21 protein-coding genes and 1 tRNA gene are annotated in these 23171 nt (G+C 59.8%); 10 read left to right on the top strand and 12 right to left on the bottom strand.

The genetic code is table 11. From position 1 onward, the window contains the following. The first annotated feature begins 34 nt into the window (after positions 1–34). The 3 genes from A0257_17435 (at position 35) to A0257_17425 (ending at position 3138) form a co-directional block, all read left to right on the top strand. Positions 35–364 carry a thiol reductase thioredoxin gene (locus A0257_17435; protein AMR28708.1) on the top strand — a complete coding sequence of 110 codons (330 nt, stop codon included), beginning with the start codon at positions 35–37 and terminating at the stop codon, positions 362–364. 554 nt (positions 365–918) lie between these two features. After that, the gene (locus A0257_17430) at positions 919–1239 is read left to right on the top strand and encodes a hypothetical protein (GenBank protein ID AMR28707.1); all 321 of its coding nucleotides are present in this window, start codon (positions 919–921) and stop codon (positions 1237–1239) included. 573 nt (positions 1240–1812) lie between these two features. Next, positions 1813–3138 (top strand): hemolysin, encoded by a 1326-nt coding sequence (locus tag A0257_17425; protein AMR28706.1) that lies wholly within the window; start codon positions 1813–1815, stop codon positions 3136–3138. 1093 nt (positions 3139–4231) lie between these two features. Here the strand turns inward: A0257_17425 and A0257_17420 are convergent. Next, positions 4232–4750: a gamma carbonic anhydrase family protein gene (locus A0257_17420; protein AMR28705.1), complete on the bottom strand. Its 519-nt coding sequence runs from the start codon at positions 4748–4750 to the stop codon at positions 4232–4234. 206 nt (positions 4751–4956) lie between these two features. Here A0257_17420 and A0257_17415 point away from each other — a divergent pair, with 206 nt between their 5' ends. Continuing rightward, the gene (locus A0257_17415) at positions 4957–5322 is read left to right on the top strand and encodes a hypothetical protein (protein AMR28704.1); all 366 of its coding nucleotides are present in this window, start codon (positions 4957–4959) and stop codon (positions 5320–5322) included. Here the strand turns inward: A0257_17415 and A0257_17410 are convergent. The 6 genes from A0257_17410 to A0257_17385 all read right to left on the bottom strand — a co-directional run bounded on the left by A0257_17410 (position 5319) and on the right by A0257_17385 (position 10438). After that, complete coding sequence (locus tag A0257_17410; GenBank protein AMR28703.1) at positions 5319–6302, bottom strand: radical SAM protein; 984 nt, start codon at positions 6300–6302, stop codon at positions 5319–5321. The genes A0257_17415 and A0257_17410 overlap by 4 nt on opposite strands. Positions 6303–6403: 101 nt before the next feature. Then, complete coding sequence (locus A0257_17405; protein ID AMR28702.1) at positions 6404–7171, bottom strand: endonuclease III; 768 nt, start codon at positions 7169–7171, stop codon at positions 6404–6406. Between the two features lie 179 nt (positions 7172–7350). After that, positions 7351–8067 (bottom strand): hypothetical protein, encoded by a 717-nt coding sequence (locus A0257_17400; GenBank protein AMR28701.1) that lies wholly within the window; start codon positions 8065–8067, stop codon positions 7351–7353. 205 nt (positions 8068–8272) lie between these two features. Next, complete coding sequence (locus tag A0257_17395; GenBank protein ID AMR28700.1) at positions 8273–8578, bottom strand: hypothetical protein; 306 nt, start codon at positions 8576–8578, stop codon at positions 8273–8275. 119 nt (positions 8579–8697) lie between these two features. Then, the gene (locus A0257_17390) at positions 8698–9390 is read right to left on the bottom strand and encodes a hypothetical protein (protein AMR29824.1); all 693 of its coding nucleotides are present in this window, start codon (positions 9388–9390) and stop codon (positions 8698–8700) included. A gap of 187 nt (positions 9391–9577) precedes the next feature. Continuing rightward, positions 9578–10438 (bottom strand): acetyl-CoA carboxylase subunit beta, encoded by an 861-nt coding sequence (locus A0257_17385; GenBank protein AMR28699.1) that lies wholly within the window; start codon positions 10436–10438, stop codon positions 9578–9580. Positions 10439–10704: 266 nt separating this feature from the next. On the opposite strand from A0257_17385, the gene A0257_17380 reads away from it, so the two are divergent. From A0257_17380 to A0257_17365, 4 genes are all read left to right on the top strand, one after another. Beyond that, positions 10705–11712 carry a hypothetical protein gene (locus A0257_17380; GenBank protein ID AMR28698.1) on the top strand — a complete coding sequence of 336 codons (1008 nt, stop codon included), beginning with the start codon at positions 10705–10707 and terminating at the stop codon, positions 11710–11712. A gap of 198 nt (positions 11713–11910) precedes the next feature. Continuing rightward, a complete protein-coding gene (locus tag A0257_17375; protein ID AMR28697.1) occupies positions 11911–12210 on the top strand; it encodes a hypothetical protein in 300 nt (99 codons plus the stop codon). 170 nt (positions 12211–12380) lie between these two features. After that, positions 12381–12812, top strand: a complete 432-nt coding sequence (locus A0257_17370; protein ID AMR28696.1) for a hypothetical protein — start codon at positions 12381–12383, stop codon at positions 12810–12812. A 103-nt stretch (positions 12813–12915) separates the two neighbouring features. After that, complete coding sequence (locus A0257_17365) at positions 12916–14325, top strand: hypothetical protein (protein ID AMR28695.1); 1410 nt, start codon at positions 12916–12918, stop codon at positions 14323–14325. A 70-nt stretch (positions 14326–14395) separates the two neighbouring features. Here A0257_17365 and A0257_17360 read toward each other — a convergent pair whose 3' ends face one another. From A0257_17360 to A0257_17345, 4 genes are all read right to left on the bottom strand, one after another. Next, complete coding sequence (locus A0257_17360; protein ID AMR28694.1) at positions 14396–17194, bottom strand: hypothetical protein; 2799 nt, start codon at positions 17192–17194, stop codon at positions 14396–14398. Positions 17195–17381: 187 nt separating this feature from the next. Continuing rightward, positions 17382–18374 carry a hypothetical protein gene (locus A0257_17355; GenBank protein ID AMR28693.1) on the bottom strand — a complete coding sequence of 331 codons (993 nt, stop codon included), beginning with the start codon at positions 18372–18374 and terminating at the stop codon, positions 17382–17384. 43 nt (positions 18375–18417) lie between these two features. Beyond that, positions 18418–19038, bottom strand: coding sequence for a lysophospholipase (locus A0257_17350; protein ID AMR28692.1), 621 nt, complete (start codon positions 19036–19038; stop codon positions 18418–18420). A 6-nt stretch (positions 19039–19044) separates the two neighbouring features. Continuing rightward, positions 19045–20184, bottom strand: coding sequence for a cystathionine gamma-synthase (locus A0257_17345; protein ID AMR28691.1), 1140 nt, complete (start codon positions 20182–20184; stop codon positions 19045–19047). A gap of 155 nt (positions 20185–20339) precedes the next feature. Between A0257_17345 and A0257_17340 the strand changes: the two genes are divergently transcribed. Continuing rightward, positions 20340–21062 (top strand): hypothetical protein, encoded by a 723-nt coding sequence (locus tag A0257_17340; GenBank protein ID AMR28690.1) that lies wholly within the window; start codon positions 20340–20342, stop codon positions 21060–21062. 121 nt (positions 21063–21183) lie between these two features. Further along, a tRNA-Arg gene (locus tag A0257_17335) sits at positions 21184–21257 on the top strand. Between the two features lie 244 nt (positions 21258–21501). On the opposite strand, the gene A0257_17330 is transcribed toward A0257_17335, so the two are convergent. Continuing rightward, a complete protein-coding gene (locus tag A0257_17330; GenBank protein AMR28689.1) occupies positions 21502–23103 on the bottom strand; it encodes an aldehyde dehydrogenase in 1602 nt (533 codons plus the stop codon). Positions 23104–23171 lie beyond the last annotated feature (68 nt).

The following is a 23171-nucleotide window of genomic DNA, read 5'->3' as shown; positions in this document are numbered from 1 at the left end:
GCCGGACGATTTTTTCATTTTAACCCCTAGCGTCATGGCGCACAAAGCAATTGAAATAACCGACGCCAACTTCGAGGAGATTATCAACTCGGACAAGCCGGTACTCGTGGATTTTTGGGCGGAGTGGTGCGGCCCCTGCCGCATGGTAGGCCCCGTAGTGGAAGAGCTGGCCGGCGAATATGAAGGCAAAGTCATCGTTGGCAAAGTAGATGTGGACGCTAATCCCCAGACTTCCATGAAGTTTGGCATCCGCAGCATCCCTACTCTGCTGGTTTTCAAGAACGGCCAGATTGTGGATAAGCAAGTAGGTGCCGTGCCTAAGCACGTGCTGGCCCAAAAGCTGGAAGCCCAAGTAACCGCTTAGCTACCAACTACCTTAATTACCAAAAGCCCCGCACCTTAGTTGGTGCGGGGCTTTTGGTTGGCTAATCCGTAGCCGATTTTTTACCGGTGGCGGTTTTTGCGCGCGCGCGCCTGCGCTTGGCGATGCAGCCGGCGCATAGTCCGCTGCAAGCGGTCGGGATTGGCCCTGGTAACGGTAGCGGGCAAGCGGGAGGGAGCGGCCTGGAGCTCGGCGGTGCCGCACAGGCTCATCACAAACAGGCTTAGGAGTAGGTGTTTCTTCATGGTGCCGGAGAAAAGTTGTGCGACAAAGAAAGGGCTGACTTGCTTTTGCTCCCATGATATTCCTCATTTTTTCAGATAATAATGCTACTGATTTTACACAGCTTTTAAATGAGTTTTTCATGAAATTTTGAATGCATAATATTATACGGTATGCTATTTGTAGTGAATTAGTTAGCGCAGCCATATTACCTCGTTAAGCAGGTGCTTTTTTATCAGTAAACACCTTATATTTCGGCACATTTTCTGCCTGGTACGGCAGCGTTTTTCTCCACCCATTTTCTATTTTACTCCATGAAGCGCTTTCTCAGTTTCCTTACCGCCCTGCTGGTAGCAGGCAGTTTCGCGGCCCAGGCCCAAACGGCCCCGGCAACCAGCACTATGAGTAGCAGCTCAAGCAAGATGACGACGACTAAAATGTCGTCCGCGCCGGCTGCCCGCACGACGACGACGACCTCAACCAAAATGAAGGCCGACGGCACGCCCGACATGCGCTACAAGGCCAACAGAACGACTACCATGCATACTGCCGGCCCGATGAAAGCCGACGGCACGCCCGATATGCGCTACAAAACCAATAAGACTACGACCAAAACCGTTAAAGCCAAAATGTAGCTCACATGTAGAGCGCATTTCCAGAAACCTCCCGGCCCTGGTCGGGAGGTTTTTTTGTTACCCTGCTCGGCACTTATCTGCTGCTACGCGGTTGTCTATGCACGTGCGGCATGAAAACAAGAGGCATTTTTCAGCAAGGCGAGGATGAAAATATTACTTATACCGGATTTTTATAAATTTAATAATAATTGTTAGGACTGCAAGTTCTGTTACCGCTATCTTTGACCTCAGTGGACGCAAGCGGCGTTTAGTTAACTAACTTGTAGTGTGGTGAAACTGGCAGACACGCCCTCCTATCTCGGGGGTGAAGACACTGGGACAAATCAGTTGCTTTTCGAAGCCATTGGCTAACCACTTCGTGGAGGTTCAAGTCCTTCCGCTACAGCAAAAGCTAAGAGGCGATTTTTCTTCGGAAAAGGCGCCTCTTAGTCGTTTAAGACCCCGGCGATAGGGGCCGCGACCGGCCGCAATCTATAGTAAATAGGTAGCTATCGCCAACCCACTCTGCCGGTGTGCGTACTTTTGTAGCATGAAGGCTTCCCTGACCGGCTGTGTTGCTGGCGAGCCAAACACATGGGCTTAAAAATACTCCTTACTCTCTTCCTGGTTTTAATAAACGCCTTTTTCGTCGCGGCAGAGTTTTCCCTCATCCGGGTTCGGTTCTCGCAGCTCGAAATAAAGGCCAAAGAAGGCAGCCGACTAGCCGAGCAGGCGTTGAGCGTGGTGCGGCGACTCTACGATTACCTTTCGGCCACGCAGCTTGGGGTCACCATTGCGTCACTGCTGCTGGGTGCCGTAGGCGAAGAGCTCTTTACGGAGCTGATTCTGGATTTCCTACCCCACCTCGGTCTGGCCATCAACCCCGTCACGGCCCACAGCATTTCGGTGGCAGTGGGGTTGATTATCCTGACGTTTCTGCACGTGCTCTTCGGCGAGTTGTTCCCGAAGGCATTGGCCATTCAGCGGCCCGAGGCCGTGAGCCTGGCGCTGGTGCTGCCGTTGCGCGCCTTTTACCTGGCTACCATCCCGCTAACCTGGTTTTTATCGAAGGCCAGCAACCTGCTGCTTGGGGCGTTTGGCATCAGCAACGTGCACGGCAACGAGGCGCACACCTCCGACGAGCTGCGCCTGCTGATTGACCAAAGCAAGGAAAGCGGCGAAATTCAGGACTCGGAGCACGAGCTGATAGAGAACGTTTTTCAGTTCAACGACCGCATGGTGAAGCAGATTATGGTGCCCCGCACCAAGCTCGCCGCGCTGGAAGTGAATATGTCGGAAGAGCAACTGCTCGAAACGGTGTTCAGCGAAGGCTACTCGCGCCTGCCGGTGTATGAGGGCAACATCGATAATATCGTGGGCGTGCTCTACGTCAAGGACTTACTACCCCTCATTCGGCAGCAGCAACCGGTCGAGCTGGCCCGCATTATGCGCCCGGCCTACTTCGTGCCTGAAACCAAGAAAATCAACCGGCTGCTGCGCCAGTTTCAGCGCAAGCATTTGGTGATGGCCATTGTGAGCGACGAGTTTGGCGGCGTGTCGGGCATTGTCACCATCGAGGATATTATGGAGGAGCTGGTGGGCGAAATCCAGGATGAGTATGACAACGAGGTGCCGGTGGTGGAGAAGATATCCGAAACCGAGTACCGCGTGAATACCTCCACGGCCATTTCTGATGCCAACGAGTACCTGCCCTACCCCCTCCCCGAGGGCGATGACTACGAAACCGTGGGCGGCCTGCTCAACGTGCTCTACGGCAACATCCCGGAGGTAGGTGACGTGGCCGTGCTGGAGCCCTACGAGTTTCGGGTGCTGAGCCGCGCCCGCCGCGTGGTGGAGCTGGTGCAGCTGCGGGTGCTCACGCCCGCCACCGCCAACGCAGACCTGATACTAGGGGGGTAGGCGCTATCCTGCCCCTGCTTACAGGCATACAAAAAATGCCCTTCTGATTACAGAAGGGCATTTTTATTTTCTTTATCGAAGGCTTCTTAGAGCTTGGTACCCCAGTCACCATCCTTCGGCTTCAGGCTGCCCGTTAGCAGGCGAATAAAGTCGATGATTACGAGAATGAAACCAACAATGAGGAGTGACAGAATAATTTGCAGAATGCCTTTACCTACATAGCCCATGTAGAAGTCGTGGATACCTAGCCCACCCAAGAAAAAGCACAATATCACAGCTACTAGCTGGCTTTTTCCTTCGGCTGATATGTCTTTAGGAGCCGCGGCCAATTGGCGCTTCAACTCGTGCTTGAAAGCTTTGCGGTCAAACTTACCTGTTGCAACTGGTTGGTTGGTAACAATAGATGCAGCAGCACTAGCATGAGCTAGCGGAGCCATTGCTGCCCGGTGAGCCCGGGCAACATGAGCTACCGGAGTTGCCACAGTAGCAGGCAGTTGGGCTTCGGTTGAAATGGCAGCAACTTCCTTTTCAACAGCTTGGGGAGCAGCTGAGGTTGCTACATGCACCGACTCTGAACCTAGATAGGCTGGCGAATTTGTGTTGAAAGAGTAGCTCGAACGGCTGCACGAAGACAACGAAGTAGCCGCAACCACTAGGGCTAACAGCAAACGGTAAGTTTTTCTCATAAGGAGAAGAACTAAACGACTATGGACTGTAAGTCCATAGGTTTGAAAGCGAATGGAATTCGGCGGTTTCGGCTAAAGCCGACTGAAAGAAGCCACTGAAAGTGGGTCGCTTTAGAATGAAATTCTGCTGGCTAAACGCTGGCGTCGGTCATTGAGCAAATAGCAGTAACTAACTGACAATCAAAAATTAAACAGCCTTGCCTGAACAAGACCGGCAAAAGTGAGTAGCAACTAAAGTCTTGCCCTAAAGGGCATAGCTTTAACTAGCGTACTTGAAAAGTAAAAGAAAAGTGAAGAAAGTGAACTCGGCCGCAAAACTATTGCCAAACATTCGTTATTTCCTACCCCAGCTTCCCTTATAAAGCATTTATTTTGCTAAAAAACATTTTATAATCTAATTGTCCTATTTATTCCGTCTCAAACCAGCTGGCGTAGCGCTGGTAGTTGGCTGCCGTGCGGCGCAGACCCTCGGCCTGGGCGGCGCTCACGGGCTTAATCTTTTTGGCGGGCACACCGGCGTAGAGGTAGCCGGGCTCGCAGATGGTGTTTTCAAGAACCACGGCCCCGGCCGCGATGAGGCAGCCCGCGCCTACCACAGCGTGGTCCATCACGATGGCACCCATGCCGATGAGCACGTCGTCGTGCACGGTGCAGCCGTGCACCAGCGCGCGGTGGCCAATGCTCACGCGCGAGCCGATGGTGAGCGCGGCTTTTTCGAAGGTGCAGTGCAGCACGGCACCATCCTGCACGTTGGTCGCGTCGCCGATGCGGATGCGGTTCACGTCGCCTCGAATCACGGCCGTAAACCACACGGTGCAGGCCCTACCCAGCACCACATCGCCCACGATAGTGGCATTGTCGGCGATAAAACAATCGGGGCCAATAATAGGCGTGATACCGTGCACGGGGAGGATGAGGGCAGGCATAAAAGTGGGGGTAGGTGAATCCCCAAATGTATGGCCCACTGCTATCTTTAGCTCATGCCCAGCCTTGCCCCCCGGCACCACTACTTTTCACGGAGTGCCAGCCGCTGCTGCGGCATTGGTGGGGCCTGGCACTGCTGGCGCCGGCCATCATCTTGGGGGTAGCCCTCGGGGTCGATACCCGGCATAGCTGGCTAGAAATTGTCGGTATGCTGGTCCTGGTTACCACACTTTCGGGTCTGATGCTATGGTTTACGAAGCTACACACCCAACTGGCGACCGATGGTGTGCGAGTACGCTTTGCTCCGATGCAAAGCGAGTGGCGCTTTACACCCTGGGCCCAGGTGCGGCAGGCTTACCTACGTACCTATGCGCCCCTACGCGAATATGGCGGCTGGGGCATGCGCACGTTTGAAGGGGAAAGTGGTGCCTATACTGCCTGGGGCCACCAAGGCATGCAGCTAATCCTTGTCAGCGGCGAGCCTCTACTTATCGGCACGCAACAGCCGGAGGCTATCCAGCGGATACTGAGTAAACTGCGCATTCGTGGTTCGCAACGAGAGGTGGAGGACTAAACGCTCAGCAGGCGCTTCCAGGTGCCTTTTTCCCAGTTATATTTCAGCGTGCTGGGCAGCGCCTGCCAGAAGTATTTGCTGGTTTCGACCGCGAAGCTGGGCTGCATATAGCAATTGATGGTGCAGCCTTCGCAGGGGGGTAGGCGGCCTTCGAGGGCGGCGAGGCGCTGGGTCTCAGGGGCCTGGTAGAGGTCGAAGAGCCGGCCGTTGATGGGGAATTTTTGCTCGCCGAGGTGGTAGCAGGGCAGCACCAGCTCGTTGCTAGGCGAGATGACGAGCGTGGTGCTGGCGGCCCGGCACACGGGCGCGGCCACGTGGTTGCCGCCGTCGCGGCGCAACGCGATAAAGCCCTCGTTGAGGTACACGCCCCGGCGCTTGCCGAAGGCCGAGAGGAAGTCTAGCTCGGCCTCGGTCAGCTGCTCGCCGGTTTCGACCTCGCCGTATTCGAAAGCGGGGTTTAGGATGAGCACCAAGCCGTTGGGCTGGGTTATTTCGCGGTACACAGCCTCCAGGTCGGCCAGGTTGTGGCGAAACACGGTAAACAGGATATCGGGCCGCTCACCCAGCGCTTTGGCCACGCGAATGCTTTCGAGCACGAAGTCGTAGCACGCTACCCCCCGGCTGCGGTCGTGGGTGGCACGGTCGATGCTATCGAGCGAAAAATGCAGCATATCGACCAGCCCGCGCAGCCGTTCGGCATTTTTGGGGTAGAGCAGGCCGTTGGTAGTAACGGTGGTGATGAAGCCCAGCTGCCGGGCCAGCGCCAGAAACTCGGGTAGCTGCCGGTGCAGCAGCGGTTCGCCACCAGTGAAGTCAATGACGTTGACACCCAGCCGCTTGAGGTCGCGCAGGTTGGCTTCTACGTCGGTTAGCGTGATGTAGGGCGAGGGTTTTTCCCAGATGTCACAGAAGGAGCACTTCGCATTGCAGCGGTACGTGACGTAGTAGTTGCAGAGAACCGGGTGCTTGACAAGGCGCATACTATAAAGGTAGGGTGCGGGGCTTGCCCCCGCCCGTCGTTGAACGAACCCAGTACGAGTTGTTCAACGACGGGCGGGGGCAAGCCCCGCACCCTACCTATTTAATGCGGCAGCTTGCCCCAGACGGCGGCATCCCAGTGCGCGGGCGTTTCGGCCAAGGCGGCGGGGGTAGGCGCGCCAAAGTGCTCATCGTAATAATCGCAGAAGCTCTTGAGCGGGCAGCGTGCGCAGTTCGGCTTCTGAAAAAAGCAGATTTGCTGCCCGTGCCAGTAGTTGTGCTTGTGAAAATTGAACAGGCCTTCGGGGTCGAGCTCGGGCTTGAGCAAGTCGAGCAGCACGCTATGCGCCTTCTCCACCGACACTTTGGGGCCGAGCACGCCCAGGCGCTGCATCACGCGGTGCACGTGGGCATCGACGGGCAGCACGGGCTTGCGAAAGTTGAAGAGCAGCACCAGCGAGGCAGTTTTGAGGCCGATGCCGGGCATATCGGTGAGCCACTGCATGCCGCGCTCAGTGGGCCAGTCGGCCAGGAAATCGAGCGAAAAGCTACCCCCCGTTTCCACTTTGATGCGCCCCAGAATATCCTGGATGCGCGGGGCCTGCGTGGCTGGCCAGCGCGTGGTGCGAATGGCGTGAATAAGGCCGTCGAGCGGCGCGTGCAACATACCTTCCCAGTCGCCAAAAGCTTCGAGCATGCGGTCGTAGGCCAGCTCTTCGTCGGCGTGGGTAGTGCGGTGCGAGAGCAGGGTAGAAATCAGCTCACGCATGGGCGTGCGGCGCGGGGCCGGTGGCACCCGGCCATAAAACTCATCCAGGATAGTATGGTCGGCCAGGGCTTTGGCCAGGGGCGGAGAAGTTGTCTGAACCACGGATTCGATGAATTTTTTGAATTACTCGGATTTTGTAGGCGATTCTTCCTAACGAAAAAAGCCGCCTTTTAGGCGGCTTTTTTGCTAATTGATTTATGCGCTAAACACGACCTGGCTAAGGGCGGTCGCCTACAAAATTCGAGTAATTCAAAAAATTCATCGAATCCGTGGTTCAGCTATTACAGTTGGCCACGCTTGGCGGCTTTCTGCATCTTCTCGTTGGCGAAGATGGCTACTTCCACGCGGCGGTTGGCAGCTTTGCCGGCGGCAGTGGCATTATCGCCCACGGGCTGCGACGAGCCGTAGCCAGTAGCCTTGATGCGGCTGTTGTCCACGCCTTTAGCGGTCAGCTCGTTGGCCACGGCCTGGGCGCGGCGCTGGCTCAGGGGCTGGTTGATGGCATTGCTACCCGACGAGTCGGTGTGGCCATCAATCGTGATGTTAGTATCGGCGTATTTCTGGAGGGTAGTAGCCAACTCGTCGATGTTGCCGGCAGCGGCGGAAGTCAGGCTCGAAGAGTTGCTGCCAAACAGGATGCCCGAGGCAAACGTGATTTTGATGCCTTCGCCCACGCGCTCCACGGTGGCACCGTCGAGGTCGCGGCGCAGTTCGGCGGCCTGCTTATCCATGCGGCGGCCGATGAGCGCCCCGCCCGCGCCACCCACGGCCGCGCCAAGAATCGCCCCTTTCGCCGTGCCCGACTTGCCGCCGATAACGCGACCCAGAATGGCACCGCCCGCCGCGCCGCCCAGGCCGCCCAGGATGCCACCCTTCAGGGTTTTGCTCATGCCGGCGGGCTTGTCGGTAGTAACGGTAGTTGACTGCGCCTGCGCGAAATGGCCGAACAGGAGCAGCACGGCCAGTAGATAGGAGAACGAGAGTTTGAGGGTTTTCATGAATTGAAAAAATAAAAAAAATAAACGGCCGCGTCAGGCATTATAGCAACGTGGCGGCAAGTTCGGCATTTACAACCACCTTGCCAAACTCCGGCAGTTGCCACTCCTACCCCCCTTGGCTCGCGAAGAGCTATAAAAAAGCCCGGCGCGCGGCCGGGCTCTTCCTAATTTTCTGTTGGCAGCCAACAGCCTACTCTGACGCCGGCTACTTTTTGTGGTAGCGGTTGTAGCAGGCCGGGTCCTTCTTCTTGTCCTGATTACGGCCAATGAGGCCGCCACTTACTACGCCGGCGGCAGCGCCTATTACGGCACCCTTACCGCCACCCAGCAGGCCGCCCACTACGGCCCCGCTCCCACCGCCGATGGCAGCACCTTTGGCCTTGCGGCTCCAGCCCTTAGGCTTGTCCTGGGCCTGAGCCACGGTGCCTGCCAGCATGAATAAAGCCAGTAGTATGGCGAAAAGTTTTGGAAAGAATTTCATATAAAAGTGCTTAATAAAATGGGAAAACACGGCTGCTGGAGAGCGTCGGTTTTAACGCAAAATATTCTGGCCGGGTTATTCGCCATGCACAAAAAAAGCCCGAAGCATAATCGCTTCGGGCTTCATAGCTTGGACGCTGCTTCTGGGAATTAGAGCGTGCCGTTCTCGGCGGCCTTCTTCATCTTGTCGTTGGCGAAGATGGCGATTTCGACGCGGCGGTTGGCCTGCTTGCCGGCCTCGGTCGAGTTGTCGGCCACGGGCTGCGACGAGCCGTAGCCTTTGGTGGTAATGCGCGAGCCAGCTACCCCGTCCGTCGTGAGGGCACTGGATACCGACTGCGCGCGGTTCTCGCTCAGCGGCTGGTTGATGGCGTCGGTACCAGTGTTATCGGTGTGGCCTTCGACCAAAATGTTGGTGTCGGGATACTCTTTGAGGGTAGTGGCGAGCTTGTCAATATCAGCAGTAGAAGCCGCCCGCAGCGCGGCCGAGTTCGTATCGAACAAAATGCCCGAGTCGAAGGTGATTTTGATGCCTTCGCCCACGCGCTCCACTTTGGCACCCGCCATATTGCGCTGCAATTCAGCGGCTTGCTTGTCCATTTTGCGGCCGATGAGCGCGCCCGTGGTGCCGCCAGCGGCTGCCCCCAGGATGGCCCCAATGGCCGTGCCCTTACCCCCACCGAAGAGGCCGCCCACCAGCGCGCCGACGGCGGCACCGCCGCCGGCCCCCAGCAGTCCGCCTTTGGTGGTTTTGTTCATGCCGTCTTTGCGCACGCCGGTGCCATTATTGTCAGACAGGTTTCCGTTGGCCGGCCGCGAGGAAGCGCACGAGCTGAGCAGCATAACAAATGCCAGCAGCACGGCTAAAAAGGACTTAGTAGTAGTCATAATTTTGAGTTGTGAATGAAAGTTTGGTGATGATACCTCGGGCTTATACGCAAAAACCCGCACTGGTTATCGGTGTGGGTTCGTTTATTTTCGGGGCAATGCGCTGGCGGCAGTGGCCATTCGGGGTCAATGGCGGCCGGGCTTATCCCCTACCCCCCTCTTTTCCTACCATGCCCAGCAGGTCGGCCAGGCGCTGCTTGAGCTCGCGGCGGTCCACGATAAAGTCCAGAAAACCATGCTCTAACACAAACTCCGCGCTCTGGAAGCCCTTGGGCAAATCCTTGCCGATTGTCTCCTTAATGACGCGCGGGCCGGCGAAGCCGATGAGCGCACCCGGCTCGGCAATGTTGAAGTCGCCGAGCATGGCAAACGAGGCCGTGACGCCGCCCGTGGTGGGGTCAGTAAGCAGGCTGATATAGGGCACCTTGGCTTCGGCGAGCAGCGCCAGTCGGGCCGAGGTTTTGGCCATTTGCATGAGCGAGTAGCCGGCCTCCATCATGCGGGCACCGCCCGAGCGCGAAATCATGAGAAACGGCACCCGGTTTTGGCGGGCGTAGTCGATGGCGCGGGCAATTTTTTCGCCTACCACCGAGCCCATTGAGCCGCCAATAAAGCGAAAATCCATTGCAGCAATCACCAGCGGCTGGCCGGCGCTGAGGCCGTGGGCCGTGCGCACGGCATCCTTGAGGCCAGTGTTTTTCTCGGTTGCCTGCACCCGCTGGGGGTAGGCCTTGGTATCGACAAAGTGCAGCGGGTCGCCGGAGGTCAGGTTGGCATCCAGCTCCGTAAACTCGCCGCCGTCGAAGAGCAGCTCAAAATAGGCGCTCGCCTCGATGCGGTCGTGGTGGCCGCAGTTGGCGCACACGTAGTGCAGGCGCTTGTGCTCGGCCATCGTGGCCACGGTTTTGCACTCGGGGCACTTATACCACAGGCCGTCGGGCGTTTCTTTTTTTTGCTCGGTGGGGGTGATAATGCCCTTTTCCTGGCGCTTGAACCAAGCCATACTGGTGGGTACTAGAGAGATGACAAATAATAGGCGCGGCGAGGACTGCTAGCCAGCCAGTAAGCCGGGCTTTTGTGGAGGCGCGCCGCGGACGGGCAAAATTACGCGATAGTTACCATCGGCCCCCGACCGGGGGGTAAGGCGGCGCTGGCCTCGCCGGCCCGGCCGGCCCTACCCCCTGCTATTGGGGCTACGCCGGGCAAGGGCAGCGCGGCCGTAACTTGGGCCATTCCTCACTCAGCCGGCCGGTTACGGCTTTTTTCTGCTTGAAAAATTTTCTTTCCTACCCCCTCTTCAGCCTGGCCTTGCTGGCGGGCGGCGCGGCTTCGCTCACCAGCTGCGTCACGGCCAAGCGCTACCAGGACCTCGAAGCCCAGCAGCAGCGCGACGCCCAGAGCCTGACCGCCACCCAGGGCCAGCTGCGCCAAACCAAGGCCGACCTGCAAAAAGCCACCGACGTCCTCGCCGAGCTGCGCCTCGACCAGAAGCGCCTCGTGGCCGACTCGACCCAGACCGGCAACGCCCTGCGCCGCACCCGCACCCTCTACGCCCAGCTCACCGATACCTACGATAAGTTGCTCAAAAACAGTGACCGCGCTCTGGCCGACCGCAACGCCGACTATGGCAAGCTGGCCAAAGACCTGGCCACCCGCGAGGGCGAGCTGGGCCAGCTCGACGTGAGCCTGCAAAAAACCAAGGCCGACCTCGCCGCCCGCGAAGCCAAGCTGGCCGACCTCACCCAAAAGCTGGCCGACAAGGACAAGGCCGTGAACGACCTCAAGGCCCGCGTGAGCAGCGCGCTGCTCAGCTTCAACTCGAAGGACCTGGCCGTGAACATCAAGAATGGCAAGGTGTACGTGTCGCTGTCTGAGCAATTGCTCTTCAAATCGGGCGCGACTAAGGTGGACCCCAAAGGCCAGGAGGCGCTGAAACAGCTGGCCACCGTGCTACAAGAGCAACGCGATGTGAACGTGGTGGTGGAAGGCCACACCGACGACGTGCCCGTGCGCGGCGTGGTGAACGGGGCCAAGGACAACTGGGACCTGAGCGCCCTGCGCGCCACCGACATCGCGCGCCTGCTCACGGCAGCCGGCGTCGAGCCCAGCCGCATCACGGCCTCGGGCCGCTCGCAATACGTGCCCGTGGCCGCCAACGACACGCCCCAGGACAAGGCGCTGAACCGCCGCACCGAAATCATTCTCACGCCCAAACTAGACGAGCTGTTTCAAATATTGGACGGCAACAGTGCGGCCGGCGCGCCAACTGGCAAATAAGCCAGCCCTACCTCTTGCAACTTGGTGAATAAGTACTCGGCAGTAAATAGTTTATGTTACGTTGATTAGTTTTGCACCATGTCAAGAGTCAACACCCCCTTATTGAGTGAATCCGCTAAATCAGTATTGGAACAAGGCGCAAGAACGGGAAAAACACCCTGTTTTCGAACCAGATGCGAAGTAATTTTGCTAAAAGCGATGGGCCTTACTTCGGAGGAAGTAGGTAAGTTTACGGCGATGACTTATGTGAGTGTGAATGCATGGACAAAACGTTATAAAGAGGCAGGTATTGACGGGCTGAAAACAAAGCCTGGACGCGGGCGCAAAGCCCTCTTAGCTGTTGAGACAGATAAAGAATCTATTTTAGAAGCTATTAAAGCAAACAGACAACGTACCCAAACGGCCAAAGCGGAATGGGAACAGGAAACGAACAAGTCGGTTAGTCTACGCACATGCAAAGCTTTTTTAAAAGTCTTGGCGGACGATATAAACGCATAAGGAAACGGTGCAAAGGGGAACCCTGCCCGGAGATATACGCGCTAAAAAAAGAGCAACTGGCTGAACTAGAGAATCTTTACGAGCAAGGTTTTGTGGACTTAGTGTACGGAGATGAAAGTCATGTTTGTAGTACGGGTTATGTTCCTTACGGCTGGCAATTTCCGGGAGAAGTGGTTTCAACAGGTGTTGAGAAGGGCTATAAAATAAATAGCTGGGGACTCATCAACCGACGCAATGAAACGCAGTGGGTAATGACCGAAAAGAATATTAACGCACAGTTCATATTTACGCAATTAGAAGAGCTATCCTTTAGACTTAAAAAGCCAACGTTCATTGTATTGGATAATGCAAGTATGCACAAAGCCCAGCTTATCCAACAGCAACTACCCTTTTGGGAAGAACGAGGCTTGTACCTATTTTACTTACCTACGTATTCACCGCACTTGAATCTGGCGGAAACGCTTTGGCGCAAATTAAAAAAAGAACAGCTTGACCCAGCTGATTATCATACGAAAGATACCCTGTTCTATGCAGTTAATCGTTGCTTAGCACAAGTAGGAAATTTATGGAAGATAAATTTCTCCAAATTTAACATAATCTAATTAGCGCCGGCTACTTAGTAGCCGATATTTGGGTAATTCGGTCGGCTGATTCTCACCATTTTACTACTTGGCTATGTTCACACAACTTCGCTTCCGCTGGTTATTGGCGCTGCTGATGGGGGTAGGCGGGCTGCGGGCCGCGCACGCCACGCACATTATTGGCGGTGACATTGCCTACGCGCCGGTGGCCAGCACCACGGCCGGCGTGCCGCGCTACCACGTCACGGTGCGCTTGTTTCGGGATGCAGTGAGCGCCGTGCAGCAAGACATGATAGACCTCACATGCAACCGGGGCGGCTGCAACGCGACGGCCGCCGACTACTTCACCGTGACGATTCGCCGCGGGCAGGTGGTGCCCTATGCGGCCCCCAACTGCCCGCTACTCTCATCCTCGCGCGTCTACGATATCAACTTTTTCGAGACGGACGTGGACCTGCCCCGCGGTCAGTGGACCCTGAGCGTGCATACCGAAAACCGGTCGTCTGTTATCCGAAACATCACTAACTCTGTCAACCAGACGCTTTACCTCAGCGCGTTTCTGGATAATGCGCTGGTGGCGCAAAACAACTCGCCCCGGTTTGAGACCAACCTGCTACCCTATATCTGCGGCAATTCGGCGCAGCGTTACAGCTTCAGCACGTTTAATATCGACGGCGACTCGCTAGTGTATAGTTTCACCACGTCGCAGTCGTCGGTGCAGCCGCTCAATTTATGCGGTGTGGATGTAGGGAACTTCATACCGGGGCAGTTTCAGCTTAACGCGGCCACCGGAGCCCTCACGGCTCCGGCCGGCAACGTGCAGCAAGGGCTTTATATAATGGCAGCCCGCGTGAACGAGTATCGCCGCCTCAATGGCACCTGGCAGCCAATCGGCTATGTCATGCGCGACGTCACGTATGTGGCCTATACCTCCGTCAATAGTCCGCCGATGTTCACCGGCTTCACGCTGGGGAATGGCGCCCCGCAATCTCCCAGCCAGGTGGTGCCGGTGCAGGCGGTCAGCCTCACGCTCAGCGCCGCCGACCCCGACGCGGGCCAGTCGCTGCGCTTCAGCACCGATGCCACCGCCGTGGTGCCGGGCCTCAGCCTCATTACCCTCGGGGCGACGCAGGCGCGCCTGACCTGGCAGGTGCCGGCTACGCTGCCGCCGGGCCGCTACACCGCCACCGTGGCCGTTTTTGACAATGGCTGCCCGCTCAATGCCAGCGAGGAGCAGACGTTCTCGTTCTTAGTTTCAGCGCCGGGCACAGCGCTGGCCGACCACCCGGCCCTACCCCCCGCCAACGGGGCAGCCTTTCCGATGCCGTTTCGCGAGCAGGTGCAGTTTCAGGCGGCGGCCGGGGGCCAGGCCGTTACCATTGTGGATGAGCTGGGGCGCGTGGTGGCGCGGCTCCAGGCCGGGGCCGATGGCCGCGTGCAGTGGCAGCCTACCCCTACCCTGCCGGCCGGCCTCTACGTGGCGCGCGGTGCCGATGGCCGGCCGCTGGCCCGGCTGCTTCGCGCTGGCTATTAGTATATTGCGCACGCAAAAAAGTCCGCGCTGCCTGGGGCAGCGCGGACTTTTTTATGACCGAAAGCTAGGCTTACAGCGTGATATTCAACCGGCCGAAATAGTACGCGCCATTGAAGCCAAACTGGTTGGCGCTGTACAGGAAGCGGCCGCGGTTGGAGTTGTCGAGCGAGGAGTTGAAGCTCGTGGCGGGGTCGGTGGAGAAGTTATTAGGGTTGTTGCGCGGGTCCACGTAGATTTTGTCGGGGTACACATTGAACAAGTTATTGACCCCGAATACTAAGCCCAACTGCTTAGCCAGCTGCACGCTCACGGTGAGGTCGGTAATCCACTTGGCCGAGAACGTCTGGTCGAGGTTGGCACGGGTCGGGTCGGCATCGGCGGTTTGAATCTCGCCAAAGCGCACCGAGCGGGCCTCTATCCCAAACTTGCCTATGGTGTAGGCGGCCGCCAAGTTGATTTTGCTGCGCGGGTTGCCGTGTTCCAGGCGCGTGCGCTGCGAGCGGTCGAAGAGGCGGTTCTGCAGGTTGTTGACGCCGGGCGTCTGGTCGTTGTTGATGGTCGAAGACGAGGAGTTGAAGCTCGTTACCTCGGTGCTGTTGAAGTTGGCGGCGGCCGTGAGCAGCAGGCGGCTGTCGGGGCCCAGCGGAATGCGCTCATTGGCCACCACGTCGAGGCCGCGGGTGCGGGTATTCACCGCATTGGCAAAAAACTGCACCTGGCTCACGGGCAAAGTTCCCAGAATAGTGGCTACCAACGGATTGGCCCGCGTGAACGACGAGGAGAGCACGATACGGTCGCGGATGTCAATCTGGTAAGCATCCACGGTCAGGGTGAGCTGGCGCGCCACGGTGGCCGTGAGGCCCAGGCCATAGTTCTTCGATTTTTCCTGCCGGAGCGGCTCCACGCCAAAGCCCTGCTGGCCGGAGCCGCCAAAGCCGTTGCGCACAATGGGGCTATCGTTGTTCACGGTGAGCACTTGCTGCGGCAGCCCGCTCACAAACTGCGTGCTCGTATTGTTGAAATACCGCTGCTGAAGCGAAGGAGCCCGGAAGCCGCTACCAATGGAGCCGCGCAATGCCAGCCCCTCAATGAGGCTGTAACGAGCGCCGGCCTGGCCACTCACGTTGCCGCCAAAGTCGCTGTAGTTTTCAGCGCGGCCCGCCAAATGCACGAGCAGCTTTTCGGTAATGTCGCTTTCGAGGTCGAGGTAGCCTGCCGCGTTGGTGCGCGTCTTGTTCAGCTCGTTGCTGGGCTGGTAGCCCGGAAACACCTGCGAGCCGGCGGCGGCCGGCGAGCCGTTGCTGGCCGTGCGGCCGCCTATCGCCCCGAAGTACGAAGCATATTCTCCCTTGCTAATCAGGTAGTTATCCACCCGAAACTCGCCGCCGGCCGCCACGTTGAGCGTAGCCAGCGGCCCTACCTCCGTGTAGTGGCGCGACACGCCCAGGTTGGTCGTATTCTGCATAAAGGCCAGGCGGCCGGCGTAAAAACTGGTGGGGTTCACCAGGCCGGGCAGCTGCGGTAGCGCCGCATTGACAGTGCCATCAATGTTGAATTCCAGGTTGTTGCGGCCAAAGGTGTTGCTCAGGTCCACGGCAAAGCCGCCCACGTTTTTACGCGCGCCCAGGGTGCCCGACTGGTCAGTGATAACGGTGTTGATAAACGGCAGAAAGCCGTTCGGAAACAAGCTCAGGTCGCTTTGGGTGGGCTGGTTGGGCAAGCGGTTGAAGCCCGGCCCGCGGCCCGTGCGGTACGAAGCCCCGCCGAAAAAATACAGTTCAACACCCATGCCCACGCGATAAGCCCCGTTGAACATCCCCCCGAAGTTGCGCGAGGAGGACTGGCCCACCCGGATATCGCGCCGGTCGAAGCCGTTTTGAGCCACCAGCGCATCGTCCTGCGCCTTGAGGTCGCGGCGGCTCTGCTCGGTGGTGGCCGAAGCGGGGTAATTACCGCCATTGCCGCCCAGGTACATGAGCGGCGCAGTATCAGCAAACGAGCGGTTGGTGTAGCCGCGGTTCAGAAACTGCCCGCTCAAATCCAGAAAGCCGCGCTTGTTGAGGTTGATGCCGGTGCTGAAATCGACTTGCTCGGTTTTGCCGTCGCCCTGCGTAGTTTGGCCGTAGAGGCTGCTGGCGCTGGTGCGAGTGGTGTCGTCTTTGAGCTGAATGTTGATAACGCCCGCGATGGCATCGGAGCCGTAAAGGGCCGCCGCGCCGTCGCGCAACACCTCAATGCGCTTGATGCTGGCCGTGGGAATCGTGTTGAGGTCGGTGCCCACAGAGCCGCGCCCGATGGTGCCGTTGATGTTGACCAGCGATTGGCTGTAGCGGCGCTTACCGTTCACGAGCACCAGCACCTGGTCGGGGCCGAGGCCGCGCAGGCTGGCCGGGTCCAGAAAGTCGGTACCATCCGAAATCGACTGGCGCGACGACTGAAACGACGGCGCGGCGTAGGTCAGCACCTGGCTCACGTCGGTTTGGGCAAAGGCCCGGATTTCGCGGGCCGTAATCACGTCCACCGGCGCGGTGGTCAGCACGTTGGAGCGGCCCACGGCGGCCCGCGAGCCGGTCACCACCACGTCGCCGATGTCGGTGGCCGAAGCCGCCAGGCGCACGTCCAGGTTGGTGCGGCCATTCACGGCTACCTGCTGGGTGGCAAAGCCAATGGCCGAAATAGTGAGGGTAGCCGTGGGAGCCACCGACAGCGAAAACTCGCCGCTGGCGTTGGCCGCCGTGCCGTTGGCAGTGCCGCGCTCCAGCACGGTAGCGCCCGGCTGCGCCTCACCGGCGGCACTCAGTACGCGGCCCGTTACGGTTATTTTTTGGGCGTGAGCGGCCAGCGCGACCACGGCAAGCAGGGGAGTCAATAAGCTTTTTCTCATACAAAAAAGATGGGAAAGAATTAATTTGTCTAAGGTTTAAGGTGGGCAAATTACACACGATTTTCACCGGGGCAACATTTTATCCAAAATATTCTGCCCGCAGTTATAACTGCCTCTTCACTCTTCGGCAGCCATAAAACCGGGCCTACCCCCCTCTTCGGCAATCAACCCGCTAAGCCAGCCACCAAAATGAGCTGACTGGCCCGGCCGCCACGTCAACGCGCTGGCCGGGGGTAGGCAGCAGCAGCGGCACAGCTACATCGGCCGCCGCGATGAGGCGCTGCACCGGCTGCCGCCAGGCATGAAGCGCCAGGTTGAACGTGCCCCAGTGCAGCGGCAGCAGCGGCCCGCCGCCCAGCAGCCGGTGGGCGGCCAGCGCCTCGTCAGGGCCGAGGTGAATGTCGGCCCACTCGGGGTCGGAAGCCCCAATTTCCAGCATCACCAAATCGAACGGCCCGTAGGCTGCCCCAATCTGCCGGAATGCCTCATCAAACGGCCCCGAGTCGCCGCCAAAAAACACGCGGTGCCGCGGCCCCTTCAGCACCCACGAGGCCCAAAGCGTGCTGTCGCGGTTCAGCAGCCCGCGCCCCGAGAAGTGGCGGGCCGGCGTGGCAATCAGCTCAAAGCCAGGGGGTAGGGCGATAACATCCCACCAGGTGGCCTCCGTGATGCGGTCGGCCGCCACGCCCCAGCGGCGCAGGTGCGCCCCCACTCCCAAGGGGCAATAGAAGTGCTCGCCGCGCGGGGCCAGCGCCCGAATGGCGGCCTCGTCGAGGTGGTCGTAGTGGTCGTGCGAGAGGATGATGCCATCGAGCGGCGGCAGCTGGGCCAGCGGCAGCGGCGGCGCGAAAAACCGCTTGGGGCCCACCAGCTGCGAGGGCGAGGCGCGCTCGGCCCACACCGGGTCGGTGAGGAAGCGGCGGCCATCAATTTCGATAAGCGTCGTGCTGTGGCCCAGCCAGGTTACGCGCAGCGCATCGGCGGGCACGGGCGCGGCCAGCGCCGCCGCATCGGCCCGAAATGGCCCGAGCGGCTGGCGCGGCTCGCGCTCGTTTTTTTCGAATAAAAAGCGCCGCAGCAGGTGGCCGTAGCCCGAGGGCGGGCTCACGCTGGTGGGCAGCACGTTGAGGTATTTATGGCCGAGGTGGCGGGGCTGTAGCTGCATGATGAAAAGGGTTTGTGGCCCCGCAGACGCGGCCGGCCGCTTTTTATTGCAGCAGGCCCCGCACCACGGGCAGCGCCCGCGCGGCCCAGCGCGCCAGCTGGGGGCCAGTGTAGTGCAGGCCGTCGCTGGTGAACTGGCCAGCTTCGCCAACGGCGGCGCGGGTCAGGTCGGTGATGGGCACGAAGGCCACGCCCGCGCGCTGGCACTCGGCCTGGGCCACGGCGTTGTAGTCGTCAATCTCGCGGCCAATCTGCGCCCGGTCGCGGTCGCGGGCGAAGGGCGTCTGGCCCCAGTCGGGAATGCTGAGCACTACCACCCGGCCGCTGGCCCCGCCCGCAAAGGCAGTGGCCGTGGCCAACAACTCGCGGAATTCGGCGCGGTAGGCTTCCAGACTCTGGCCGCGGTACTGGTTATTGACGCCAATGAGCAGCGACACCAGGCCATAGTCGGGGCGGTGGTTGCCGCTGGCCGCGATGGCCTCTTGCAGCTCGGCGGTGGTCCAGCCGGTGCGGGCAATAATATCGGGGTCGGCCAGCCTACCCCCCTGCGCGCGGTCGAGTGCGGCCAACTGCACCGGCCAGCGGTCGGCGGGTTCGGCACCCTCGCCGATGGTATAGGAGTCGCCGAGGGCGAGGTAGGGAGTTAAGGACAAGTAACTCGTCATTACCCCCTACCCTATCGCCTGGGCCAAATCCTCCATCAAATCCTCGGCATCCTCCACGCCCACGCTGAGGCGGATGAGCGAGTCGCTGAGGCCGGCCTTGCGACGCTGCTCGGGCGGGATGCTGGCGTGGGTCATGGTGGCGGGATGGCCGCTCAGGCTTTCAACGCCGCCCAGGCTTTCGGCCAGGGTGAAGAGCTGGAATTTTTCGAGCACCGCGATGGCCTCTTCCTTCTTATCACCTTTTAGCACGAACGAAATCATGCCCCCGAAGTCGCGCATCTGGCGGGCGGCCACGGCGTGGTTGGGGTGGTTTTCGAAGCCCGGCCAGTACACTTTTTCCACTTTGGGGTGCTGGCGCAGATACTCGGCTATGGCGCGGCCGTTTTCGCAGTGGCGCTGCATCCGCAGGTGTAGCGTTTTGAGGCCGCGCAGCACCAGGAAGCAGTCTTGCGGGCCAGGCGTGCCGCCGCAGGCATTCTGGTAAAAGCTGAGCCGTTCCAGCAGCGCATCATCATTGAAAACCAGCGCGCCCATCACCACGTCGGAATGGCCGGCCATGTACTTGGTGAGCGAGTACACCACGATGTCGGCACCCAGCGCCAGCGGCTCCTGCAAGTAGGGGGTAGAGAACGTGTTATCGACGGCCAGCAGCGCGCCGGCCTCCTTCGCGATGGCCGCCACACCCGCAATATCAATAATATTGAGCAGCGGGTTAGTCGGCGTTTCGACCCAGATGAGCTTGGTGTTGGGCGAGATTTTGGCGCGCACCGCCGCCAGGTCGCCCATTGGCACGAAGTGGCACTTGATGCCCAGCGGCTCATACACCTTGGTCATGATGCGGTAGGAGCCGCCGTAGAGGTCGTCGGTCGAAATCACCTCGTCGCCGGGTTTCAGCAGGCGCAGCACGCAGTCGATGGCCGCCATGCCCGAGGCAAAGGCCAGGCCGTGCCGGCCGTTGTCGAGCGCCGCCAGGGCGTCTTGCAGTTGCGTGCGGGTGGGGTTGTGGGTGCGCGAATACTCGTAGCCCTTGTTGTCGCCCGGCGAGCGCTGGGCGTAGGTCGAGGTCTGGTAGATGGGCGTCATGATGGCCCCGGTGGTAGGGTCGGGGTGCACGCCGGCGTGGATGGCTTTGGTGGCAAATTTCATCGCAGATTTAACGGATTTAACGGATTTCGCGGATGCGCCCACCGGGCGGACTGGCTAGTGGGGAGGGGTAGGAAAGCGACGTAAAAATACGGCCTGGACCGTGGGCGATTGGTGGAGCCCGAGCCACCGAGTCATCCGTGCCTGCCCGGTGCCGTATGTTTACTCAGCCTATGAACTTTCTACGCGAGCTTTTTCAAAAGAATTTCTCCACCTTCCTCACGATGGGCCTGCTGCTGGCGGTGCCGCTGCTGGGCTCGGCGGCTGTGCTGGGCCTGCTCTACGAGCGCCCTACCCTGCTCCAAAGTCTGAGCCTGAGCCTGAGCCTGCTGTACTTCGCGGTGGCGGGCCTCACGATGGCGCTGGCCCTCACGCCCACCACGTTCGTGGCCATTATTTCTGGCTATTATTTTGGCTGGGTGGGGCTGCCGGGCATGGTAGCGGCCTACGCGCTGGCCGCCGCGCTGGGCTACGAGCTGGCCCGCCGCCTCGACCACGGCAAGCTGCGCGCGGTGCTGCACCACTTCCCCAAGGCCGATGCCGTGCTGGCCGAGCTGCAAACCCAGAGCTGGCCGCTCATCATTCTCACGCGCCTCTCGCCGGTGCTGCCGTTTGCCCTCATGACCTTCGTGCTGGCGATAGTGGGGGTAGCGCGCCGCCGCTTCCTGGCCGCGTCGGTGCTGGGAATGCTGCCGCGCAGCCTGTTTTTTTACTGGCTCGGCACCAAGGCGCAGGATGTGCTGGCCCTGTTGCGCGACCCCGACGAGGGCATGCTCAGCAAGCTGGTGCTGGTGGGCCTGGTCGTCGCGTCGCTGTTTGGGCTCTATATGGTGTTCAACCGGGCTTTGCAACGAGTGTTGCGGCGCGGCGCGACCAACTAAATTTTGGCCTGATTACTACCAACTTGCAACCATAACTCTCCCGCAACAGCAAAAAAAAGCGGCGGCATCTTGTGGGTTTTCAGAATATTTTTCTACCTTTGCACTCCCAACACGGAGAACTGGTTGTATAGCTCAATTGGATAGAGCATCTGACTACGAATCAGAAGGTTTAAGGTTCGACTCCTTATACGACCACAGAAAAAGCCTCTAGCGCATTGCTAGAGGCTTTTTTTATTGCTGATATTCCGCCCTGGCACTTGGCTCAGGCCTAGCTGCTGGTCAACCAGGCCACATACCTCTGCTATGAAGAGGGGCCTCACCTGGCGCTGCATTATTTACCTCCTGCCCAAGTCCGCCAGCAAGCAAAAAGCCCCGCCGGGAAATCCAGACGGGGCCCTTGCCTTATGCTTATTAACAAGTAGTAAGCCGAGACGTCAGCTTATATATCGAACTTAATGCCCTGCGCCAGCGGCAGTTCCGTGCCGTAGTTCACAGTATTGGTCTGGCGGCGCATATAGACTTTCCAGGCGTCGGAGCCGGATTCCCTACCCCCCCCGGTTTCCTTTTCGCCGCCGAAAGCCCCGCCGATTTCGGCGCCGCTCGTGCCGATGTTCACGTTGGCAATGCCACAGTCGGAGCCGGGCGCGGCCAAAAAGGCTTCCGCCTCGCGCAGGTTGAGGGTGAAAATGGCCGACGACAGGCCCTGCTTCACGCCGTTTTGCTGAGCAATGGCCTCCCCTACCCCCCCACCGTACTTCAACAAATAAAGGATGGGCGCGAAGGTTTCGGCCTGCACGGTAGGGTAGTGGTTTTCGGCCGCCACCAGGGCGGGCAGCACGTAGTGGCCGCCGTGCAGCTCGGCGCTGCTCAGCACCTGGCCGCCGGTGAGCAGGGTTGCGCCTTCGCGCTGCACGGCCTCCAGGGCGTTGGTGAAGAGCGTTACGGCATCGGCGTCGATGAGCGGGCCGACCAGCGTGCCGGCTTGCAGCGGGTGGCCCACCGGCAGCTTGGCATAGGCGGCCAGCAGGCGCTGCGTCACCTCCTCATAAATGCTGTCGTGGATGATGAGCCGGCGCGTGGTGGTGCAGCGCTGCCCGGCCGTGCCCACCGCCCCAAACACGATAGCCCGCATGGCCATGTCGAGGTCGGCCTGCGGCGTGAGGATGATGGCGTTGTTGCCACCCAGCTCCAGCAGGGCGCGGCCCAGGCGCTGGCCCACGGCCGCGCCCACGGCCCGGCCCATGCGGGTGCTGCCCGTGGCCGACACGAGGGGTAGGCGCTCGTCGGCGCTCATGGCTTGGCCCACATCGGCCCCGCCCAGCACGAGGTTGAACACGCCTTCGGGCACGTCGTTATCGGCTAACACTTGCTGAATGAGGTGATGCACGGCCACCGCCGCCAGCGGCGTTTTCTCCGAGGGCTTCCAGATGCAGACGTCGCCGCACACGGCGGCCAGCATGGCGTTCCAGGCCCACACCGCCACCGGGAAGTTGAAGGCCGAGATAATGCCCACGATGCCCAGCGGGTGGTACTGGTCATACATGCGGTGCGCGGGCCGCTCCGAGTGCATCGTGAAGCCGTGCAGTTGCCGGCTCAGGCCCACCGCAAAGTCGCAGATATCAATCATTTCCTGCACCTCGCCCAGACCTTCCTGCAATATTTTGCCCATCTCGTAGCTCACCAGCTTGCCCAGCGCTTCTTTGTGGTGGCGCAGCGCCTGGCCAATCTGGCGCACGATGTCGCCGCGCTGCGGGGCCGGCACCAGCCGCCACTTCAGAAAAGCCTGTTGCGCAGTCGTCACCACGGCCTCGTAATCAGCCACCGTGGCCACGGCTACGGTGGCGATTGGCTGCCCGTCGGCCGGCGACACGATAGACTTCTTTGCGCTGCCTACCCCCCCCCAGGTGCGCCCGGTGCAGGTGGCGGGGTTTTCATCTTTAATACCGAGCTGCCGCAGCACATCCCGGATGCCGTGGGGGTCGGCGTGGGGGTGCGGCACGGTTACGTCGGGGGTAGTGGCTTCTTCGAGGGCCTGCTTCATGGGGTGGGCTTGGGGTGGGATGAGGGCCCAAAGGTAGCAGCCCCAACTATCCCGGCCCGGCCCCGCAG

Source organism: Hymenobacter psoromatis, from assembly GCA_001596155.1.
In the GTDB taxonomy this organism is placed as follows: Bacteria; Bacteroidota; Bacteroidia; order Cytophagales; family Hymenobacteraceae; genus Hymenobacter.
Note: the sequence above shows the minus strand (reverse complement) of the source record. Positions and strands in the feature narration are given on the sequence as shown.